The sequence below is a fragment of the Nocardia sp. NPDC127606 genome (assembly GCF_042671725.1).
Classification (GTDB): domain Bacteria; phylum Actinomycetota; class Actinomycetes; order Mycobacteriales; family Mycobacteriaceae; genus Nocardia.
Map to the genome: position 1 here is coordinate 100005 of NZ_JBHXWQ010000004.1, position 17390 is coordinate 117394.

A 17390-nucleotide genomic window follows, 5' to 3' on the forward strand; every position below is an offset into this window, starting at 1 on the left:
CGTTGAGCGGATGACGAGATTCGAACTCGCGACCCTCACCTTGGCAAGGTGATGCGCTACCACTGCGCCACATCCGCGTGCCTTCCGAAACCGATCCGGCGACCGCCGGTGACTTCGTCGTGCGAGTACGAACTTTAGCGCGAAACTCCCGAACTACGAAATCCGGGCTCACTCGTCACCCGGGTCGGCGGTGAGAACCCGCGTCGGCGGGCACCGTTAAGCAGGTCACAAGGATGCGGAAAAGGCTGCGGGGGAAGGTCTTTCGCAAGCGGTTGTGACCGCGTGAATCATGGGAGGAACGGCAATGAAGTCTCTGGGGATGATCGCGGCGGGCGTTGCGATGACGGCGCTGACCGTGTTGGGGGCCGGACCGGCGCACGCCGACTTCACCGACCCGGTGGAGTTCACCGACAGCGGGGAGAACGTGGAGGACGAAGGGTTCGGGGAATACGCGGTCAACCGTTCCGACCCGAACTCGTGCCTGGTGGTGCAGAACCACACGGGCGGGCGGGTGACGGTTCGGTTGAACTACCCGACCAGCGGCGGAAAGTGGCTGTTCGACCACGATCAGGTCGGCGTGCTGATGCGCAACGGCAAGGTGGTCACCTCACCGTCCGGGAATTGGAATGTGCGGACGAACCCGCCGATCAGGTTCAACTGGGTCTACGACGGCAACATGAACACCCGCAGGGGTTGCAACGGGTCGTGGGTGCTGACGATGAACTGAGCCGGGCGGGTCCGGTGCGCCGCCACGCACCGGACCCGCCCGGTCAGCTCGGTCCTGCCGTGACGCCTGCAACGACGGGGGCGAAGGCGGCGCGGTGGTCGGCGGCCCATGCGGCGTAGCTGCGGGGCGGTCTGCCGAGGACGCGTTCGATGTCGTCGGTGATCAGCTCGTTGTGGCCGCCGCGGATGAAGGCCTGGCCGGTCAGAGAGCCTTCCACGAAAGCGGGCGGAAGACCCGCGGCGACCATGAACGCGCGGGCGTCGGCTTCGGCGATGTCGGCGACGGCGATCGGGCGGTCGAGCACCTGCGCGAGAACGGCGGCCTGGTCGCGGCCGGTGTGCAGGTCGGGGCCGGTCAGGGTGTAGATGCGGCCGTGGTGGTCGTTCGAGCGCAGCGCCGCCGCGGCGACCGCCGAGACATCGCGCGGGTCGACTACGGCCTGCCTGCCGTCGCCGGTGAGGTTCGGGACGGGGTGACCGTTGCCGAGCGGTTCGATCCAGCTGAACGTGTTCGACGCGAAAGTGTTGGGGCGCAGGATCGTCCACTCCAAGCCGGAGTCGCGCACGGCCCGCTCCCCTGGCACATGCCAGGAACCCGGCACGCCGAGACGTGGGTCGCCGGTGCCGACGGCGGACAGCTTCACCACTCGCCGCACACCGGCCTTTCGCGCGGCAGCCACCAGTTCGGCGTCGGTGCCGGTGCCGTCCGGCCCGGGGATCCCGACGAGGAACGCGGCCTCGACGCCCGTCATGGCGGGCCCGAACGTTGCCGGGTCGCGGTAGTCCACCCGCACCACCTCGACCCCGGCGGGGAACCCGGCCCGCTCCGGGTCGCGGGTCACCGCCCGGACGGCGACGCCCTCGGCTGCCAACTGTCGGACGATGTCGCTTCCGATGGTGCCTGTCGCACCGGTGATCAGGATCATGGAACGAGCATGGCCGCCGGGCTGCCTGCGAAGATAGGAGAAATCGGCACGGACATCCCGGCCCGCGCCGCCTACAGTCGACCGGGTGGAGTATCTGACCCCGGCGCACATCGAGACACCCGTGACGACACCGGAATCGTTGCGCCCGTGGCTCACCGAACTCACCAGCACGCCACTGTTCGACGACCTCGCTCAGCCGTTCGCGCATCCGCCCGTCGCGACGACCATGGTCGTCCTGCGCACCGAAAAGTCCGGTCGCGGTAGCGCGTTCGTCGTCGGCGCGCAGACGAAGGCGTCCTACTCGAAACCCGAGGAGCCTGCCGGGTGCGTGCGGCTGCGCCTGGAACCGGGCGTGACCCGCCAGCTCCTCGGCGTCACCGCGGGCGAACTCACCGACCGCGTCGTTCGCCTCGACGAATTGCCGGGTCCGCTGGGCGGTTTCGCGAAGGAGCTGACGGGCGTGCCCACCGCACACGCGATCACGCATCTGGAAGATTTACTGCCGCAAAGGATCTCGGAGTCGGATACCGATCGGGCGCACCGGATCGTGCTGCGCGAGGCGATCTCGGCGCTCACCGCCGACAACGCCCCCGCACTCTCCGAACTCACCGCGCGCCTCGCTGTCAGCGAGCGCCAGCTGCGCAACCTGTTCACCACGGGAATCGGACTGTCCCCCAAGCATTTCGCGCGCATTCAGCGCCTGCGCCGGGTCCTCGCCTACGCGGGCGACACCCCCTGGTCACACCTCGCGGCGAGCACCGGCTACTACGACCAGTCCCACCTCACCGCCGACTTCCGCACCCTCATGGGCGTCCCACCCGCCGCGTACCTTCGGGGCAAGCTCCCGGCACCGAGCCGCTGCCAGATGCCGCGCTGAGTCTGCCCTCGGCGGGCATCCACCACACGGCCGAACGGGCACGGCAGCGATCACGACGCGGGTGCGGTCACCACCCTGATCGTCGGTGGATGCCGCAGGCTCTGACCGACCACGCAATAACGCTCGGTGAGTTCGCCGAGCTTGACCAAGGCGGCCTCGTCGACGGCATCCGAGGTGGTGACGGTGATCGTCACGGCGATCGGTGAAACCCCGACCTCCGCGGTCCGATCGATGCCCAACGTGCCGGTGGCGTCGAAGGAAGCTGCCGCCTCGACGTCGGCGCCGATGAGCGGCAGGCCCATCGCGGTGGCGACGCTCGGCAGGTCACCCCGGCGCAGGCCGCCACCGCCTCGAGCAGCATGTCGCCCGAGCAGGCGTCGGCGCCGTCACCGCCGGTGGCGCGGTGCAGCCCGGCACGGACCGGGCCCGCGAAGGTCCGCACCGTGCAGGTGATGCCGGGGTCGGCGAACGAAGCGGTGCCGCGCAGGGCGGTGACCGCGGCGGCCGGGTCGTCCCGGTAGCGCTGTTTGACCGGAGCTTGCAGGGCCTTCAACTCCGCCGCGGTGGTCATCTCTCGAGCGTATGCCCGCACGAGAGCGAAATGTCAGCCCTCGGTCTCCTGCGTTTTCTCGGCCTTACGGGCGAAACGTTCGGCCGCTTCGGCTTCGTCGAGGGCGGTGGCCTCTTCGAGGGAAGGGGCACTGCCGCCGAGCCGTTTCGGAACCCAGTAGGCGCCGGGCTCGTGCTCATAGGATTCTTGCAGGTCGGCGAGCATTTCCTGCATGGTGGAGCGGAGCTGTGCGGTGAGATCGGCGGCGGGTTCGTAGGGCTGGATGGGGGTGCCGACGGCGATCGAGATGGGGGTGTTGGTGCGGCCGAGCCGCTTGGGGAAGCCCTTGGTCCAGACGCGCTGGGCGCCCCAGATGGTGATCGGGATGATCGGGACACCCGCCTCCAGCGCCATACGGGCCGCGCCGGACTTGAATTCCTTGATCTCGAAGCTGCGGCTGATCGTGGCCTCGGGGTACACGCCGACGAGCTCGCCGTCGCGCAGGTACTGCACGGCCGATTGGTAGGAGTCGGCGCCCGCGGTGCGGTCGACCGGGATGTGCTTGAGGGTGCGCATGATCGGGCCGGAGATGTTGTTGTCGAACACTTCCTGCTTTGCCATGAACCTGATGTAGCGACGGGGAGTACGCACAGGCAGACCCGCGTAGGTGAAGTCCATGTAGCCGGTGTGGTTGACCGCCAGCACGGCGCCGCCGGTGGCGGGGATGTTTTCCGCCCCCTTGACAGTGAACTTCAGACCTTCGAGGAAGAACAGGGTTCGGGCCACGCCGATGATCGAGAAGTAGAGGGGTTCCACAAGTACGCAAGCGTAGTCGTAGATGTCCGCATCGGCAGGGGTGCCATCGGCGCGGGCCGCCACCGTAGAATCGCGGCGTTCGCCCGCGCAGCGAATCCGCTTCGCGCACACCGGTCTACACCCCGGCGAGTCCGCTCGCCCCGACAGTCACTCCCCCGCCGTCGTCGCAGCGGGTGCCACGACCTAGGAATCGAGGAACGTCGTAGTGGAACGCGCCCAGCTTGCCCTGACCCGCCCGCACCGCGCCTACGCGCTGGTCACGGGACTGACCGTCGCCGCGGCCCTGGTCGCCGGGTGCGATTCGGTGTCGGGGATCCCGGGCGATCCGGTCGAGGCGACCACCACCGCGTCGACCACGACCACCGCGGCGCCGACGACCACGCCGACGCAGGCCATCGCACCCGGTGAACCGGTGCCGAACAGCCCACTCCCCGCCGACGCACCCCAGGTCGGCGCGGTCGCGGGCCACGCCGACGCCGTCACCGCCGTGCGCCGCTGGGCCGCCGACCTACAGACCGGCACGGTGAAAGAACTCCAGGACAATTGCTGGACCATCCCGCCTGCCACCGTCGCCGAGATGTACGCCGACCCTCAGTCGGTGCTGGCCGCCCTCGCCACCCCGGGCACCGCGACCGCCGACACCGTGACCTGGCGTAACCGAACCGTCACCGTCACCGTCGACCGCGAGTCCGTGGCGTCCGGATACGCCTGCGGACGGGTGTCCGCCGCGGGCGTCGAGCCCGGTTACGACGACGCCGACGCGCGCCACGCCGTCCGCCGCTACCTCGCCCGCGCCGCCGGCAAACCGCTCGACGCGGCCGACATCGAAGCAGACCATCCGCTGACCTGCAAGGCCTCACCCGCGAGCTGGGATCCCGAGGGCACCGGCAACCCCGTAGCAGCCCCCTTGACAGGCGACTCGGGCAAAGTAGGCAATGTCACCTCCTACACCGCCGAGGAGCTACGATCCGAGCAGGTTCGTGGCGACTACCTGGCAGTTCACGTCCCTGTGACCACCTCACCCGGGGGCACGCGGACGCGCACTTTCACGGTTGTCGCGACCGCTGAGGGCTATTGCATCGGTGACGTAACGATTTAGCCACTACCCTGGTTGGCTGGTACGCCGAAGCAGTCAGGGGGCCCTGAGGCGGTAGCTCGCCATTGATCCGGCGAATCAGATCCTGGTAGGAGGAAACAGCTCGTGCAGATCACCAGCGTCGGACACGCCGGCTTCCATATCCGAACCGAGGCCGGCACGATCCTGTGCGATCCCTGGGTGAACCCCGCGTACTTCGCGTCGTGGTTCCCCTTCCCCGACAATTCCCAGCTCGACTGGGAGTCCCTCGGCGATGTCGACTACCTGTACGTCTCGCACCTGCACCGCGATCACTTCGACGCCGCCCACCTGGCGAAGTACGTGAACAAGGACGCCACGATCCTGCTGCCCGACTACCCGGTGCTCGACCTGCGCCGCGAGCTCGAGGCGCTGGGTTTCACCAAGTTCTTCGAGACCGAGGACTCGGTCAAGCACACGATCACCGGGCCCAAGGGGTCCGTCGACATCATGATCGTCGCGTTGCGCGCGCCCGCCGACGGCCCGATCGGTGACTCCGGCATTCTCATCTCCGACGGTGAGACCACCTGTTTCAACATGAACGACGCCCGACCGGTGGATATGGACGTCATCCACGACGCGTTCGGCGATATCGACATCCACCTGCTGCAGTACTCGGGCGCGATCTGGTACCCGGCGGTGTACGACATCCCGGCGCGGACCAAGGCCAACTTCGGCAAGCAGAAGCGTCAGCGCGGGATGGATCGCGCGCGCTCCTACATCGAGCAGGTCGGCGCGACCTGGGTGGTGCCCTCGGCCGGTCCGCCGGTGTTCCTCGACGCCGAGCTGCGCTATCTCAACGACGATCGCGGCGACGAAGGCAACATCTTCCCCGATCAGATCGTGTTCCTCGACCAGATGAACATCCACGGCAACGCGGGCGGGATCCTGATGATCCCCGGTTCGGTCGCCGATGTGCGTGGCAAGGAACTCGACCTCGCGCACCCGTTCGACCCGGATCGGATCTACGGCGACAAGGCCGCCTACATCGAGGAGATGGCGCAGCGTTTCGCGCCGGTGCTGGCCGCGGAGAAGGCGTCGTGGGAGACCGGCGAGGGTTCGCTGCTCGAGCCGCTGCGTGAGCTCTTCGAACCGATCATGAAGCAGAGCGCGCTGATCAGCGACGGCATCGGTTACCCCGTGGGCCTGGTGATCGGCGAGGAGACCATCGTCCTGGACTTCCCGCACCGCACCGTGCGCGCGCCGCTCGAAGGCGAAGGCCGCTACCGCTACGGCTTCCGCATCGCCCCCGAATTGGTACGCACCGTGCTGCGCGACAACGAGCCGGACTGGGTGAACACGATCTTCCTGTCCACCCGCTTCCAGGCGTGGCGCATCGGCGGCTACAACGAGTTCCTCTACACCTTCTTCAAGTGCCTCACCGACGAGCGGATCGCCTACGCCGACGGCTGGTTCTCCGAGGCGCACGACGACTCCGCCGTTACCGAACTCGACGGCTGGGAAGTCCAGCGCCGCTGCCCCCACCTCAAGGCCGACCTCTCCAAATTCGGTGTGGTGGAAGGCAACAACCTCACCTGCAACCTGCACGGTTGGCAGTGGGACCTGGAATCGGGTCGCTGCAAGACCTCGAAGGGTCACGAGCTGCGCTCGCGCAAGCTCTGAACCTTGAACCGGGGACGGCGACCGAGGTAGCTTGAGTTCGGGGACCGTCGAGATCGTCCGATCCACCCCGCCGCGTCTCCACGATCACGCACTGCGCTTGTTCGGCTCATTCCCTACCCGACCAGGGAGCGACGATGACCGGCACACACGTATCGACCATGCTCGAAGCGATCCGCGGTGAGGTGATCACCGCGGACTCGCCCGGCTACGACCAGGCGCGCTCGGTCTACAACGCGATGATCGACCGCCGTCCCCTCGCGATCGTCCGCGCGGTCGACGTCGCCGACGTGCGGACCACCGTCGCCGCCGCCCGCGAGAGCGGACTCGACCTCGCCATCCGCGCCGGCGCCCACAGCGTGCCGGGTTTCGGCACCGTCGACGACGGCATCGTCTTGGATCTGAGTGCCATGAAGGGCATCCGTATCGATCCCGAACAGCGGACCGCCCGCGTCCAGGGCGGCTGCGACTGGGGCGACTTCGACCATGCCGCGCACTCCTTCGGGCTCGCCACCACCGGCGGCATCATCTCGACCACCGGCGTCACCGGCCTGACCCTCGGCGGCGGCATCGGCTACCTCGCCCGCGCCTACGGTCTGTCCATCGACAACCTCCGGTCCGCCGATGTGGTGCTGGCCGACGGCACCTTCGTGACCGCGAACGCGACCGAGCACCCCGACCTGTACTGGGCGCTGCGCGGCGGCGGCGGCAACTTCGGTGTGGTCACCGAAATGGAGTTCGACCTGCACCCGGTGGACACGATCTACGGCGGACCCATGTTCTTCGAGCTCGACGTCGCCGACGAGCTGTTGCGGACCTACCGCGACTGGATCGCCGCGGCACCGCGCGCGATGGGCGCCTTCCCCGGCTTCCAGATCGCGCCGCCGCTGCCGTTCATCCCCTCCGAACGCGTCGGCGAACCGTTCGTACTCCTGGTGTCCTGCTTCAACGGCACCGACCAGGAGGCCGAAGCACTGCTCGCGGACCTGCGGGCGGTCGCGACACCGGTGGCCGAGCATGTCGGCCGAATGCCCTACCCGGCCCTCAACAGCGCATTCGACGGTCTCCTGCCGCCCGGTCTGCAGCACTACTGGAAGGCCGCGTTCCAACCCGAACTCACCGACGGCGCCCTCGCCGCCCACCTCGAGTTCGGCCCGCGAGTGCCCGCCGTGCAGTCCACCATGCACCTCTACCCGATCGACGGCGCCGTGCAGGACGTCGCGGTGGACGACACCGCGTTCGCCTACCGCACCGCGAATTTCGCCCCCGTGATCGCCGGGATGTGGCCCGACGCGAGCGACAACGACGCCAACATCAAGTGGGTGCGCGACTACCACGCCGCGCTGGAGCCGCACACCGCCGACGGCGGCTACATCAACTTCATGGCCTCCGACGACCAGGGCCGCATCCGCGCCAACTACGGCCCGAACTTCGACCGCCTGGCCGCCGTCAAGAAGACCTACGACCCGGCCAACCTGTTCCACTTCAACCAGAACATCGCACCGGCGCAGTAGTCGGCTAGCGGCCGTTCCGCACCATCGTGCTGCGTCTGTGCACGGATGCGCTCGACGGAGCCGTCGGATCACACCTTCGGCTCGACTCGGTGCCGGTGGTCAAGAAGTGAGATCGGCGGGTTCGGCTACGTGGCGGGCGTATTCGAGGATTCGCAGGGTTTCCACGGCATCGCGGGGGTCGACCGGGACCGGAGCTCCGTCGAGCAGGGCGGCAGCCATTCCCGCGTAGAAGGCGGGGTAGTCGCCGGGGAGGGTGGGGATCGGGCGTAGATCCTCGCCTGCGCCGAAGGTGCCCCACTTTTCGGGTGGGACTGTGCCCCAAGGTTTCCCGTCGTCCGGGCGGCGGCCTGCGCGCAGTTCGTTTTCCTGGGGGTCGAGGCCGGACACGGTGTAGCCGTTGGCGGATCCGAGCACGCGCAGACGCGGACCCAGTTGCGGCGCAACGGCACTCATCCACAACTGCGACCGGGTGCCGTTGGCGTGGGTGAGGGCGATGAAGGCGTCGTCGTCGGCTTTGACATCAGGGCGGCGGCGGTCGAGTTCGGCGTACACCTCGGTGACCGGGCCGAACAGCGTCAGCGCCTGGTCGACCAGGTGACTGCCCAGATCGAACAGGATGCCGGCACCGTCCTCGGCATCGCCCACTTCGCGCCAACCGCCCTTGGGAACCGGCCGCCACCGCTCGAACCTGGACTCGAACCGCCGGACCTCACCCAGCTCACCCGCATCCATCAACGCACGTACGGTCAGAAAGTCGTTGTCCCAGCGACGATTCTGGAAAACACTCAACGGCAGATCGGCCCGCGCGGCAGCCTCGACCACTTCCTCGGCATCGGCCGCCGTCACCGCGAACGGCTTGTCCACCACCACGGGCAACCCGGCGGCCAGCGCCTGCAACGCCAGCGGCGCGTGCGAGCGATTCGGCGTGGCGATCACCGCGAGATCGACATCCTCGTCCTCGACGAACATCTCCTGCGCCGACGCCCACACCCGCACCCCCGGATGCTCGGCCCGCGCCTGCGCGGCGCGCTCCTGCGATGAGGTCACCACCGCGGCCACTCGCATCCGCGGATCGGCGGCGATGAGCGGCGCGTGGAACACCGACCCGGCCAGGCCGTATCCGACTACCGCTACTCCGAGCTGGTCCATCGTTGCCCTTTCGTGGTGGTCGACGGAATCGAGTATTCACCGTAGCCGGGCCTGCCTCAGCGCTCGGGCAGTTTCCCGACCGCCTGTCGCAGGAGAGACGAGGCGATCGCGCAATAGTCGTCGCGGAATCCCTCGGTCCCGTGTACCGAGACCTCGATGGTCTCCTCCCCGGCATCCGGCATCAGGTAGGCGCGGGAGCAGATGGCCTTCGAACCGCCCTTGCCGAGATGGATCTGGACCCCGTCGACCGTGACGAGCTCCAGGTCCTTGCCCGTAGTGCTCGTACTGGTGCTGACGAGCTCCAGGGTGACTCGCACGCGCCCGTCCCACCGGCAGGTGTGCGCGTCGGCGATCGTGGGCTCGGGCGGCAGGACGCCGATCTTCTCGGCGACAGCGTCGCGGTCGAGCAGCGCGCACGGTTCCAGCAGGGCCAGCGAGGCCTCCCGGCCCTCGGCGCGCGGCGCGGTCGTCAGTGAACGGGCGAGGTTGGCCGCGATGTAGTCCAGACCCGCGCATTCCTTCACCCCGGACGGGTTGTTGAGGAAGATGACGATGCCGGAATCGCTCTCGGCGCCGGGGCTCGCGATCGCCCGCGTACAGGCTGCCGCGCTGCCGTCGATGATCGGAACACCTTCTACCACCGTCTTATTGGGCGTCAGGTATTCGTCCTCCCGCCCCAGATACAGGTAGAGGGAGTAGCGGTTGGAACTGGCGGTACACCCCCAGCTCGGCGACGGACTCAGCTCCCATGTTTCCGCGGCCAGTGGCGTCGGCGCGACCGGCACCGAGTCGCCGAGGGCCGAGGTCAGCCAGGGGCAGGCATCGATCTGCCGCAACTGCGCCAGGGTCAGACCGGTCACCGGCCCCGGCTCACTCTCTTCGCGGGTCGCGAAGTAGGTGATCCCGACGAGCGCCACGAGCAGTGCTGCCAGTCCACCTGCCAGGCCGCTCCGGACCCTCGGACTCGCCGAACCCCAGCGACGACGCCCGGATTCCAGTGCACGCCTGGCGTATTCGACGCTCGCACGACCCGACTCGGCCAGGACCACCGAAAAGGGCCGTCCAGGTACGGGTTCCGGCGCGGCGATCGCGGGCAGAGCGGCGAGCAGCGCCGAGATCTCGTGCTGCTGGCGGCCGATGTCATCGAGCACAGCGGGGGGCCATGGTGGCGGACCGCTCGGCTGGGCACCGAGATAGTCGAGGATCTGCCCCGGAGTGGGGCGGGCTGCCGGATCCTTGCGCAGGCACGCGGCCAGCATCTCGAACAGCGGCTCTGGCACGCGGCTCAGATCGGGTTCACGCTGGGCGATGTTGAACAGCGTGTACGGCACCGATGGTGCGGCGAACGGTGCGATGCCGGAGGCGGCGAAAGCTAGGACGGAACCGAGGGAGAACACGTCCGAAGCCGGCGTCAGCTCATACCCGAGCGACTGTTCCGGTGACAGGAAGTCCGGCGTGCCCATGGCCGTCGCGGTGGCGGTCCCGGCGGCCGGGGCGATACCGACTTCACCGAGACGACCACTGTCCCTTGCCAACAGCACCGTGTCGGCACGGATGCGCTGATGGACGAGGCCTGCGGAATGCACGGTCCGCAGCGCCGAGGCGAGGGCGGCGGCAAGGATACGGACGGCGGCCACCGGCAGTGGTCCGTGCTCGGCTACGGCCGTGTCGAGACGCATGCCCGGTACGAATACCGTGGCCACCCAGGGCTTCTCAGCGTCGGCGTCGACATCGATCACCGTGGTGTTGGCGGATCCGGAGACACGCATCGCGGCAATCGCGCTGTGCCGCATTCTGATCCGGAACTCCGGCTCGTCGAGAAGTTCCGGTAGCGCCTGGCGCACGACGACCAACGAGTCATCGGGGCCGGTGGCGAGCACGGACCGGAATCCGGCCGCGGACTCGAGCGTGCCGAGCACTCGGTAGCGGCCGATGGTGGGTGGATCGCTGGGACCGGGCGGATGGATCGTCATGATGGGGGCAACTTCTCGAGTACGGGTTCGAACAGATCGGCGACGGTCTCGCAGTTACCATCGGCCTGCAGGGTGTTCGGGTAGTACGAGGCCCGCAGTTGCTCGGCCTGATCGTCCTTGGTCGGCATCACCATGAAGATGAAAGTGCAGTATGTGGGACCGCTGCCGTCGAGATAGACGGTGTGCTTCCCGATCGTGCGTGTTGGCCGGACCCTTCCGCCCGTGACATTGTCCGGCCGGACGCTCTCGACGACGTCGACCGTGAAAAGGCCGTTTGCGCCGGTCAACGCGCAGCCGTGGGAAGTCGATGAGCGAACGAGGTCACCGAGCGACGAACGAGTTGCCGCGAGGTCGACCAGCGAGCACGGGTCGAGCGGCAGCAGCGAGCCCTGCGGGTAGGTCCGCAGCGGCGGATTGACCGACAGTCGCCGGACCACCGCCGCGAGTGCGCGTTCGGACTCCGGGCAGAGGTCGCCCGCGGGCGGATAGGTGCTCGCACTCATCTTCAGCACCATCGGCAAACCGCTCTGCGTCACCACCATGCGGTCACAGGAGGCGGACTCCTTGTAGCGTCCGAGCACCGGCATCCAATTGATGGTGCTACCCATCGGCTCTTCGTCATCACGCACGTCGGCGACACTCTCGCTGGTATCCAGGCCGAAGGACATCTTGCGACCGGCCTGATCGCGATACCCGACAGTGCAGCCGCCGAAGGTGTTCGGGACTACCTCACTTGTCGCCGTGCCCAGTTCACCGAGCACCGACGGATCCAGCAGCGCGCAGATGTCGAGCCGGCGGGATTCGTCGTGGGTCAGCGCCAGTGGCGGATCGTCCATCGCCACCGCGTTGCCCTCGACGCCGACGCCCCAGAACGCGATGGCGGCCAGTACCAGTGCCGATACCGTCGCAGCGGCGGGAACCAGTCGCGCCCACTTCGGTTTCGGCTGTTCGGGCGCGATCGACGCCGCGGCAGCAGCGGTTCCGTCAGCCCAGCGACCCGCCTCGGCCTGGCAGTCGGCGATGCGTCGGCGAATCCGGACCGGCCAGACGGGTTCGGCGTCGATCCGGCTCGCCGCGTCGAGCAACTGCTCGGGAGTAGGTCGCGCCGACGGGTCCTTGGCGAGGCAGGCATCGACCAGCGCGCGGATCGGTTCCGGAATTCCGGTGGTGTCCGGGGAGCTGTAGAGCACGTTGTAGAGGACCTGCGGGGTGGAGGCCGCGTCGAACGGGCTCGCGCCGGTGGCCGCCATCGCGAGGACCGCACCGACGGCGAAGACATCGGAAGCCGGTGTGAGCGGCCGACACTCGGCCTGCTCGGGTGACATGTACGCGGGCGAGCCGATCACCGCACCGGTGGCGGTGAGGTTGACGTCGTCCTCGAGCGCCCTGGCGATGCCGAAGTCGATCACGCGTGGACCGTCGTTGGTGAGCAGGATGTTGCTCGGCTTGAGATCGCGGTGCACCAGGCCGGTGCGGTGGATCTCGAGCAGTGCCATCGCCAAGCCGGTGGCCAGGAGTTTCAGCCCGTTCAGGTTGAGGCGGCCGAACTCGCCGATCATGTCCTGCAAGCCGGGACCCGCGATGTATTCCGAAGCCAGCCATGGCGTTTCGGATTCCGCGTCGTGGTCGACCACGCCGGCGGTATAGGCACCGGTGACCTGCTGCGACGCCAGCACCTCCCGCCGGAACCTGGCACGGAACTCCGGATTGCCGGTGAACTGGCGGTGGATCTGCTTCACCGCGACCAACCGGCCGTCCTGGCCCTGGCCGAGCAGCACCTGTCCCATGCCGCCCCGGCCGATCACGGCCAGCAGGCGATAGCGGCCCAGCTGTTCGGGATCCTGCGAACCCAGCGGTTTCATCGCCGCGCCTCCCGTGTTCACCACGACCCGCTCAGTAGCGCGTGCTGCGCCACCGCCTGCTGTCGAATATCGGTTTCCTGGTTGCTGTAGAGGCGGACCACGAACTGGTTGTGGCGCACCAGGCAGGAGAACCGCCGGGCGGGAACCGACCTGTTGTCCGGCCTCGCCGCGCGGTAGCAGGAAACACCCGAGAGTCCCGGCGGCCCCGCAATCGGCGTGTAATCGGCTGCCAGCGAATGCTTTTCCTCGGTGTCGGCGTAGGTCTTCGCGGCTTCGCTGTCGCGGGTGCGGTACAGGAATTTGTTGTACGACACCGCGATCGCGTCGATCGAGCTCTGTTCGAACTCACGCAGGTTGACCGACGGATCGTCGCGCAACAGGGCATAGGAACGAGGCCCGTAGACCATGAAATCCCACTTGTCGGGCCAGTAGTCGCCGGTCTTCACCACATGGGTGAGCAACTTGTCGCTGTCGAGTTTCAGCTTCGGCACGTCGGCGGCAGGCGTCGGAACGAAGGTGCCGAGCTCGGCCAGCTGTGCGCGGTAAGTCCGCGAGAGCAGATCGGTCAACAGTTCGGGGCTGGGCTCGATGATCTTGGCGTACACCCTGATCACCAGGTTCTTCCACACCAGCCAGCTCCCGACCGTCGGCACACCGGGTCGCCAATGTGACAGTGCGGCAGGATATTCCGGGAGAGGCAGCGGAGCGTTCTCGGTGTTCGCGGTGAAATCCGCGGCCGCCATCGCCTGCGCGGCCGCCATCGCCTGGGCCTCATCGGGGAGGGACAGGATCGCGATCGACAGCAGCTTGTGCTTCGACTCGTTGTCGGACTGGCCGTTGCTCGCGATCGCGCCGTAGCCGGCCAGCACGTCGAACGGCCCGAGTGCGGTTCGCTGTACGCCCGAGAGCAGATTGTCGACGCCGTGTACCCCGACGATCAGGCCGCCACCGTTGCCGTAGGTCAGCTGCGGGTCGACACGGTCGGCGAACAGCAACCGCTCGCCGATGCGCACGGATTCCACCAGCGTTCCGCGCACCGTGTTCGGCGCGTCGTCGTAGTCGCCCGCCACCGGTTCGAGGGCATAGTCACCGTGATCGGGTGCGGCGTTGTCACCGCATGCCGCGGCGAGCAGGGTGAGCGACAACAACGGCGCCAGCCAACGCAACCGATTACGCACGTACATTTCCCCTCCGACCGCAGCGTCGAAACGCCAGGCCCCTCCCGAACTCTGCCGTGAAACTATCACCTGCGAGTTCGGCGCCGCTACCGCGCGGGTAACCGGCCGACCGCCTGCTTCACGAGCGGATCGGCGATCGCGCAGAGTTGCCCTTCACGCTGGTTCGGGTTGCTGACAGACACTTCGACATCCTCACGAAAGGTCTCGCCGACCTTGCGGAACTGATACACCCGGCGGCATTCGTTCAACCCCAGCATGACGCTGCCGAGATCCTCGACCAGCACACCGTCGCCGATATCGATCACCTTCTCCTCCATGGAGGTCGCTCGCCGCCGTGGCTGCGACAACGTGATCCGCACGGTGGAGTCACCCGACCACTCGCAGGAGTGCGCGGATTTCGCGACGGCGGGGCCGAGGGCAGCGAAGGCCGAGTTGTCCACCAGGGCACAGGGGTCTACCGATGACAGCGATTTCTGCGCGGCGGTGTCGGGCCGCAGTTCACCGAGCGAGGCGGTGAGCCGCTCGAGGACGTGGTCGGCGAGGCGGCATTCGCTGCGCGCGAAGGTGTCGACGATGATCCCCCAGCGCGCGGCTTGCCCGCCGCCCTCGATGGCGAACGCGCAGTCGTCGCCGCGGCGGGCAATCGCGTAACCGTTGACCACCTGCTCGCCGGCTTCGAATCCGTCCAGCGCGGCACCGATCTCGACGGCGATGCGCGCGCCACCCGAGTTGCCGTCACATCCCCAACTCGATGTCGCCTGCCAGCGCCAGGACGAGACATCCGGCGATGCCTTCGCGGCGACCTCGGTGGGCAGGGTCTTTCCGAGAGCCTGCGGCACCCAGGTGCACGCATCGGTGCCACGCAGCTGGTCCAAGCCGGGCAGAGTAGCGGTCGGTATCGCCTGCGGTGTGTCCTGAGGCGTTGGCGCGGACTCGTTGCCGCGCAGCACAACAGCGGTGATCGCACCGGCGATCACCACCGCGGTCGCCGCGACGATTCCCAGCCGAAGTGCGGTCCGGCGCTTCTCGGCAGGCACATCGACAGGCGTCGGTGCGATCGGCGTGTAGGCCGGAATGATCTGCGTCGCTTCGGGGTCCGAGGTCAGCGCGACCAGTTTCTGTGTCTGGGCGGCGATTTCGGCATGGACAGGGGCGGGCCACGGCTGCGCCTGAACGGGCAGGACCCCCAGGTAGTCCAGGATCTGAGCGGGTGTCGGTCTGGCCCTCGGGTCCTTGCGCAGACAGCCCGCGATCAGGTCGCGCAGCGGCGCGGGGACCTGATCGAGTTGCGGCTCGCTGTGGACGATGTTGAACAAGGTGTAGGGAGCGGAGGACGCCGCGAACGGTGCCGTTCCCGTCGCGGCCATGCACAGCAGCGAGCCGAGCGAGAAGACATCGCTCGCGGAGGTGATCGGTTCGCTGTTCGCCTGTTCCGGTGACATGTACGCGGGCGAGCCGACCACGGCGCCCACTTCGGTGAGCTGCGCACCGGTGCCGACCGCCTGCGCGATGCCGAAGTCGATCACGCGTGGTCCGTCGGCAGCCAGAATCACGTTGGCGGGCTTGAGATCTCGATGCACCAGGCCGGTGCTGTGGATCGAGTGCAGTGCGGAGGCCATGCCGGAAGCCAGGGTGCGCAGCGCGGGGACCGGCAGTGGGCCAAGCTCACGCACCGCTTTGTCCAGCTCGACCCCTGCGATGAATACGGAAGCGAGCCAGGGTGTTTCGCCGGTGGTCTCGAAATCGACCACTGCGGCCGTGAATGCCCCGGAAACCCGGGCGGAGATCGCGACTTCGCGTTCGAAACGCGCCCGGAATTCACGATCGTCGAGCAGATGCGAATGAATCTGCTTGATCGCGACGAAGCGCCCGTCGGGGCCCGTCGCCAGGACGACCCGGCCCATCCCGCCCGCACCGAGCACACCACGCACCCGATAGCGCCCGATCATCGGCGAGTCACTCGTCGACAGCGGCTCGATCAATTCGGTACTCCCCCAACTCGCTTCTCCGCCGCACCGGGCGGAACGGCCGAGATCCCAGCCGCACTTCGCCAGAAACCTAGCATTTCGGCGTCTGGGTCAGCGACTGCTCCGGCTCGCCACCACCACCGCAGCCAGCACGATCGCACAGCTCACAGCGGTGGTGAGCGACAGTTTTCCGTCGGCGGCGTCGAGGACCATCGCGGCGACCAGCTGGCCCGCTACCGAGGTGAGTCCGAGCAGCAGGACGCCGATCAGGCCGACCGTCACGGCGGCCAGGGCGATGAACGCTACGCCGATCAGGCCGCCGGTGTAGAGCCAGAGGTCGGTGGGGAATTCGGTGGGCAGGCCCGTGGTGGCGAGGGTGTACAGGTCGAGCAGGAGCAGCGCGATCAGGCCTACGCCGAAGTTGATCAGGGTGGCCGTGAAAGGGCCGCCGGTGGCGCCTACCCGGCCGTTGATCGCCTGTTGCCAGGCCAGTCCGATACCCGCGAGGGCAGGCAGGACGATGAGCAGGGCGGGGATGTCCGGGACGCCGGTGGCGACGGTGGTCGGGGCGGAACTGCCGCCTGCCGAGAGCACGACCCCGGTGATGCCGAGCGCGGCCGCGACGATGCGCCACGGAGTGATCGGGGTTCGGCCGTTCGGGGCGAGGCCGAGCCGGTCGACGACGAGGCTGCTCAGGAGTTGGCCCGCGACCACCGCGACAGTGAACGCGGTGACGCCGATCGCCGCGATGGTGAGTCCCTGTGCCGCAACGAAGAACGCGCCGCACAATCCGCCGAGCAACTGCCACGGCGGCAACCTGCCCTCCGATACCGCCACACGCACCTTGGTGACACCCGCTCGCAACGCCGGGCTGACCGCGAAGGCGATCAGCAGAGCGATGAGCCCGGTGCCGAAGCTGATGGTGGCCGCCGCGATCCCGTCGGCCAGCCGCGCACCCAGCGCACCGTTGATCCGCCCCTGTACCGCGACCCCCGCCCCGATACCGAACCCGAATACGAGCCCGACGGTCTTGCGCCTCCCAGCGAAGCTCGTCGCTCGTCCGGGACCTCGACGGTTGGCAGTCGGCGTCACGTGATGGGCGTCCTTGATGCGAGGTG

The 17390-nt window shown here is 68.0% G+C and carries 15 protein-coding genes and 1 tRNA gene; 5 read left to right on the forward strand and 11 right to left on the reverse strand.

The window, feature by feature from the left end:
- Positions 1 to 5 precede the first annotated feature (5 nt).
- Positions 6 to 77, reverse strand: a tRNA-Gly gene (locus ACFVJ5_RS20135).
- Between the two features lie 227 nt (positions 78 to 304).
- On the opposite strand from ACFVJ5_RS20135, the gene ACFVJ5_RS20140 reads away from it, so the two are divergent.
- Positions 305 to 727: a hypothetical protein gene (locus ACFVJ5_RS20140; protein ID WP_379222087.1), complete on the forward strand. Its 423-nt coding sequence runs from the start codon at positions 305 to 307 to the stop codon at positions 725 to 727.
- Between the two features lie 43 nt (positions 728 to 770).
- Here ACFVJ5_RS20140 and ACFVJ5_RS20145 read toward each other — a convergent pair whose 3' ends face one another.
- The gene (locus ACFVJ5_RS20145) at positions 771 to 1652 is read right to left on the reverse strand and encodes an SDR family oxidoreductase (protein WP_379222089.1); all 882 of its coding nucleotides are present in this window, start codon (positions 1650 to 1652) and stop codon (positions 771 to 773) included.
- Positions 1653 to 1737: 85 nt separating this feature from the next.
- On the opposite strand from ACFVJ5_RS20145, the gene ACFVJ5_RS20150 reads away from it, so the two are divergent.
- Positions 1738 to 2529, forward strand: coding sequence for a helix-turn-helix domain-containing protein (locus ACFVJ5_RS20150; protein ID WP_379222091.1), 792 nt, complete (start codon positions 1738 to 1740; stop codon positions 2527 to 2529).
- Between the two features lie 50 nt (positions 2530 to 2579).
- Here ACFVJ5_RS20150 and ACFVJ5_RS20155 read toward each other — a convergent pair whose 3' ends face one another.
- Genes ACFVJ5_RS20155 through ACFVJ5_RS20165 form a run of 3 tightly spaced genes read right to left on the reverse strand, consistent with a single transcriptional unit; the run spans position 2580 to position 3895 of the window.
- On the reverse strand, positions 2580 to 2831 hold the full coding sequence (locus ACFVJ5_RS20155; RefSeq protein ID WP_379222093.1) for an OsmC family protein: 252 nt from the start codon (positions 2829 to 2831) through the stop codon (positions 2580 to 2582).
- Positions 2720 to 3100 carry a hypothetical protein gene (locus tag ACFVJ5_RS20160; RefSeq protein WP_379222707.1) on the reverse strand — a complete coding sequence of 127 codons (381 nt, stop codon included), beginning with the start codon at positions 3098 to 3100 and terminating at the stop codon, positions 2720 to 2722. The genes ACFVJ5_RS20155 and ACFVJ5_RS20160 overlap by 112 nt, the downstream gene beginning before the upstream one ends.
- 33 nt (positions 3101 to 3133) lie before the next feature.
- Complete coding sequence (locus ACFVJ5_RS20165; protein ID WP_379222095.1) at positions 3134 to 3895, reverse strand: lysophospholipid acyltransferase family protein; 762 nt, start codon at positions 3893 to 3895, stop codon at positions 3134 to 3136.
- A gap of 205 nt (positions 3896 to 4100) precedes the next feature.
- Here ACFVJ5_RS20165 and ACFVJ5_RS20170 point away from each other — a divergent pair, with 205 nt between their 5' ends.
- From ACFVJ5_RS20170 to ACFVJ5_RS20180, 3 genes are all read left to right on the forward strand, one after another.
- Positions 4101 to 4994 (forward strand): hypothetical protein, encoded by an 894-nt coding sequence (locus tag ACFVJ5_RS20170; RefSeq protein WP_379222096.1) that lies wholly within the window; start codon positions 4101 to 4103, stop codon positions 4992 to 4994.
- Positions 4995 to 5096: 102 nt separating this feature from the next.
- Entirely contained in the window at positions 5097 to 6632 is a 1536-nt protein-coding gene (locus tag ACFVJ5_RS20175) for a Rieske 2Fe-2S domain-containing protein (protein ID WP_379222098.1), read from the forward strand.
- Between the two features lie 134 nt (positions 6633 to 6766).
- Positions 6767 to 8143 (forward strand): FAD-binding oxidoreductase, encoded by a 1377-nt coding sequence (locus ACFVJ5_RS20180; protein ID WP_379222100.1) that lies wholly within the window; start codon positions 6767 to 6769, stop codon positions 8141 to 8143.
- Between the two features lie 99 nt (positions 8144 to 8242).
- Here ACFVJ5_RS20180 and ACFVJ5_RS20185 read toward each other — a convergent pair whose 3' ends face one another.
- The 6 genes from ACFVJ5_RS20185 to ACFVJ5_RS20210 form a co-directional block, all read right to left on the reverse strand.
- The gene (locus ACFVJ5_RS20185) at positions 8243 to 9292 is read right to left on the reverse strand and encodes a Gfo/Idh/MocA family oxidoreductase (protein WP_379222102.1); all 1050 of its coding nucleotides are present in this window, start codon (positions 9290 to 9292) and stop codon (positions 8243 to 8245) included.
- Positions 9293 to 9348: 56 nt separating this feature from the next.
- Positions 9349 to 11265, reverse strand: a complete 1917-nt coding sequence (locus ACFVJ5_RS20190) for a protein kinase (protein ID WP_379222104.1) — start codon at positions 11263 to 11265, stop codon at positions 9349 to 9351.
- Positions 11262 to 13151, reverse strand: a complete 1890-nt coding sequence (locus tag ACFVJ5_RS20195; protein ID WP_379222105.1) for a serine/threonine-protein kinase — start codon at positions 13149 to 13151, stop codon at positions 11262 to 11264. The genes ACFVJ5_RS20190 and ACFVJ5_RS20195 overlap by 4 nt, the downstream gene beginning before the upstream one ends.
- Positions 13145 to 14311, reverse strand: coding sequence for a hypothetical protein (locus tag ACFVJ5_RS20200; RefSeq protein WP_379222107.1), 1167 nt, complete (start codon positions 14309 to 14311; stop codon positions 13145 to 13147). The genes ACFVJ5_RS20195 and ACFVJ5_RS20200 overlap by 7 nt, the downstream gene beginning before the upstream one ends.
- An 80-nt stretch (positions 14312 to 14391) precedes the next feature.
- Positions 14392 to 16287: a protein kinase gene (locus ACFVJ5_RS20205; protein ID WP_379222109.1), complete on the reverse strand. Its 1896-nt coding sequence runs from the start codon at positions 16285 to 16287 to the stop codon at positions 14392 to 14394.
- Positions 16288 to 16383: 96 nt separating this feature from the next.
- Complete coding sequence (locus ACFVJ5_RS20210) at positions 16384 to 17364, reverse strand: DMT family transporter (protein WP_379222111.1); 981 nt, start codon at positions 17362 to 17364, stop codon at positions 16384 to 16386.
- Positions 17365 to 17390 lie beyond the last annotated feature (26 nt).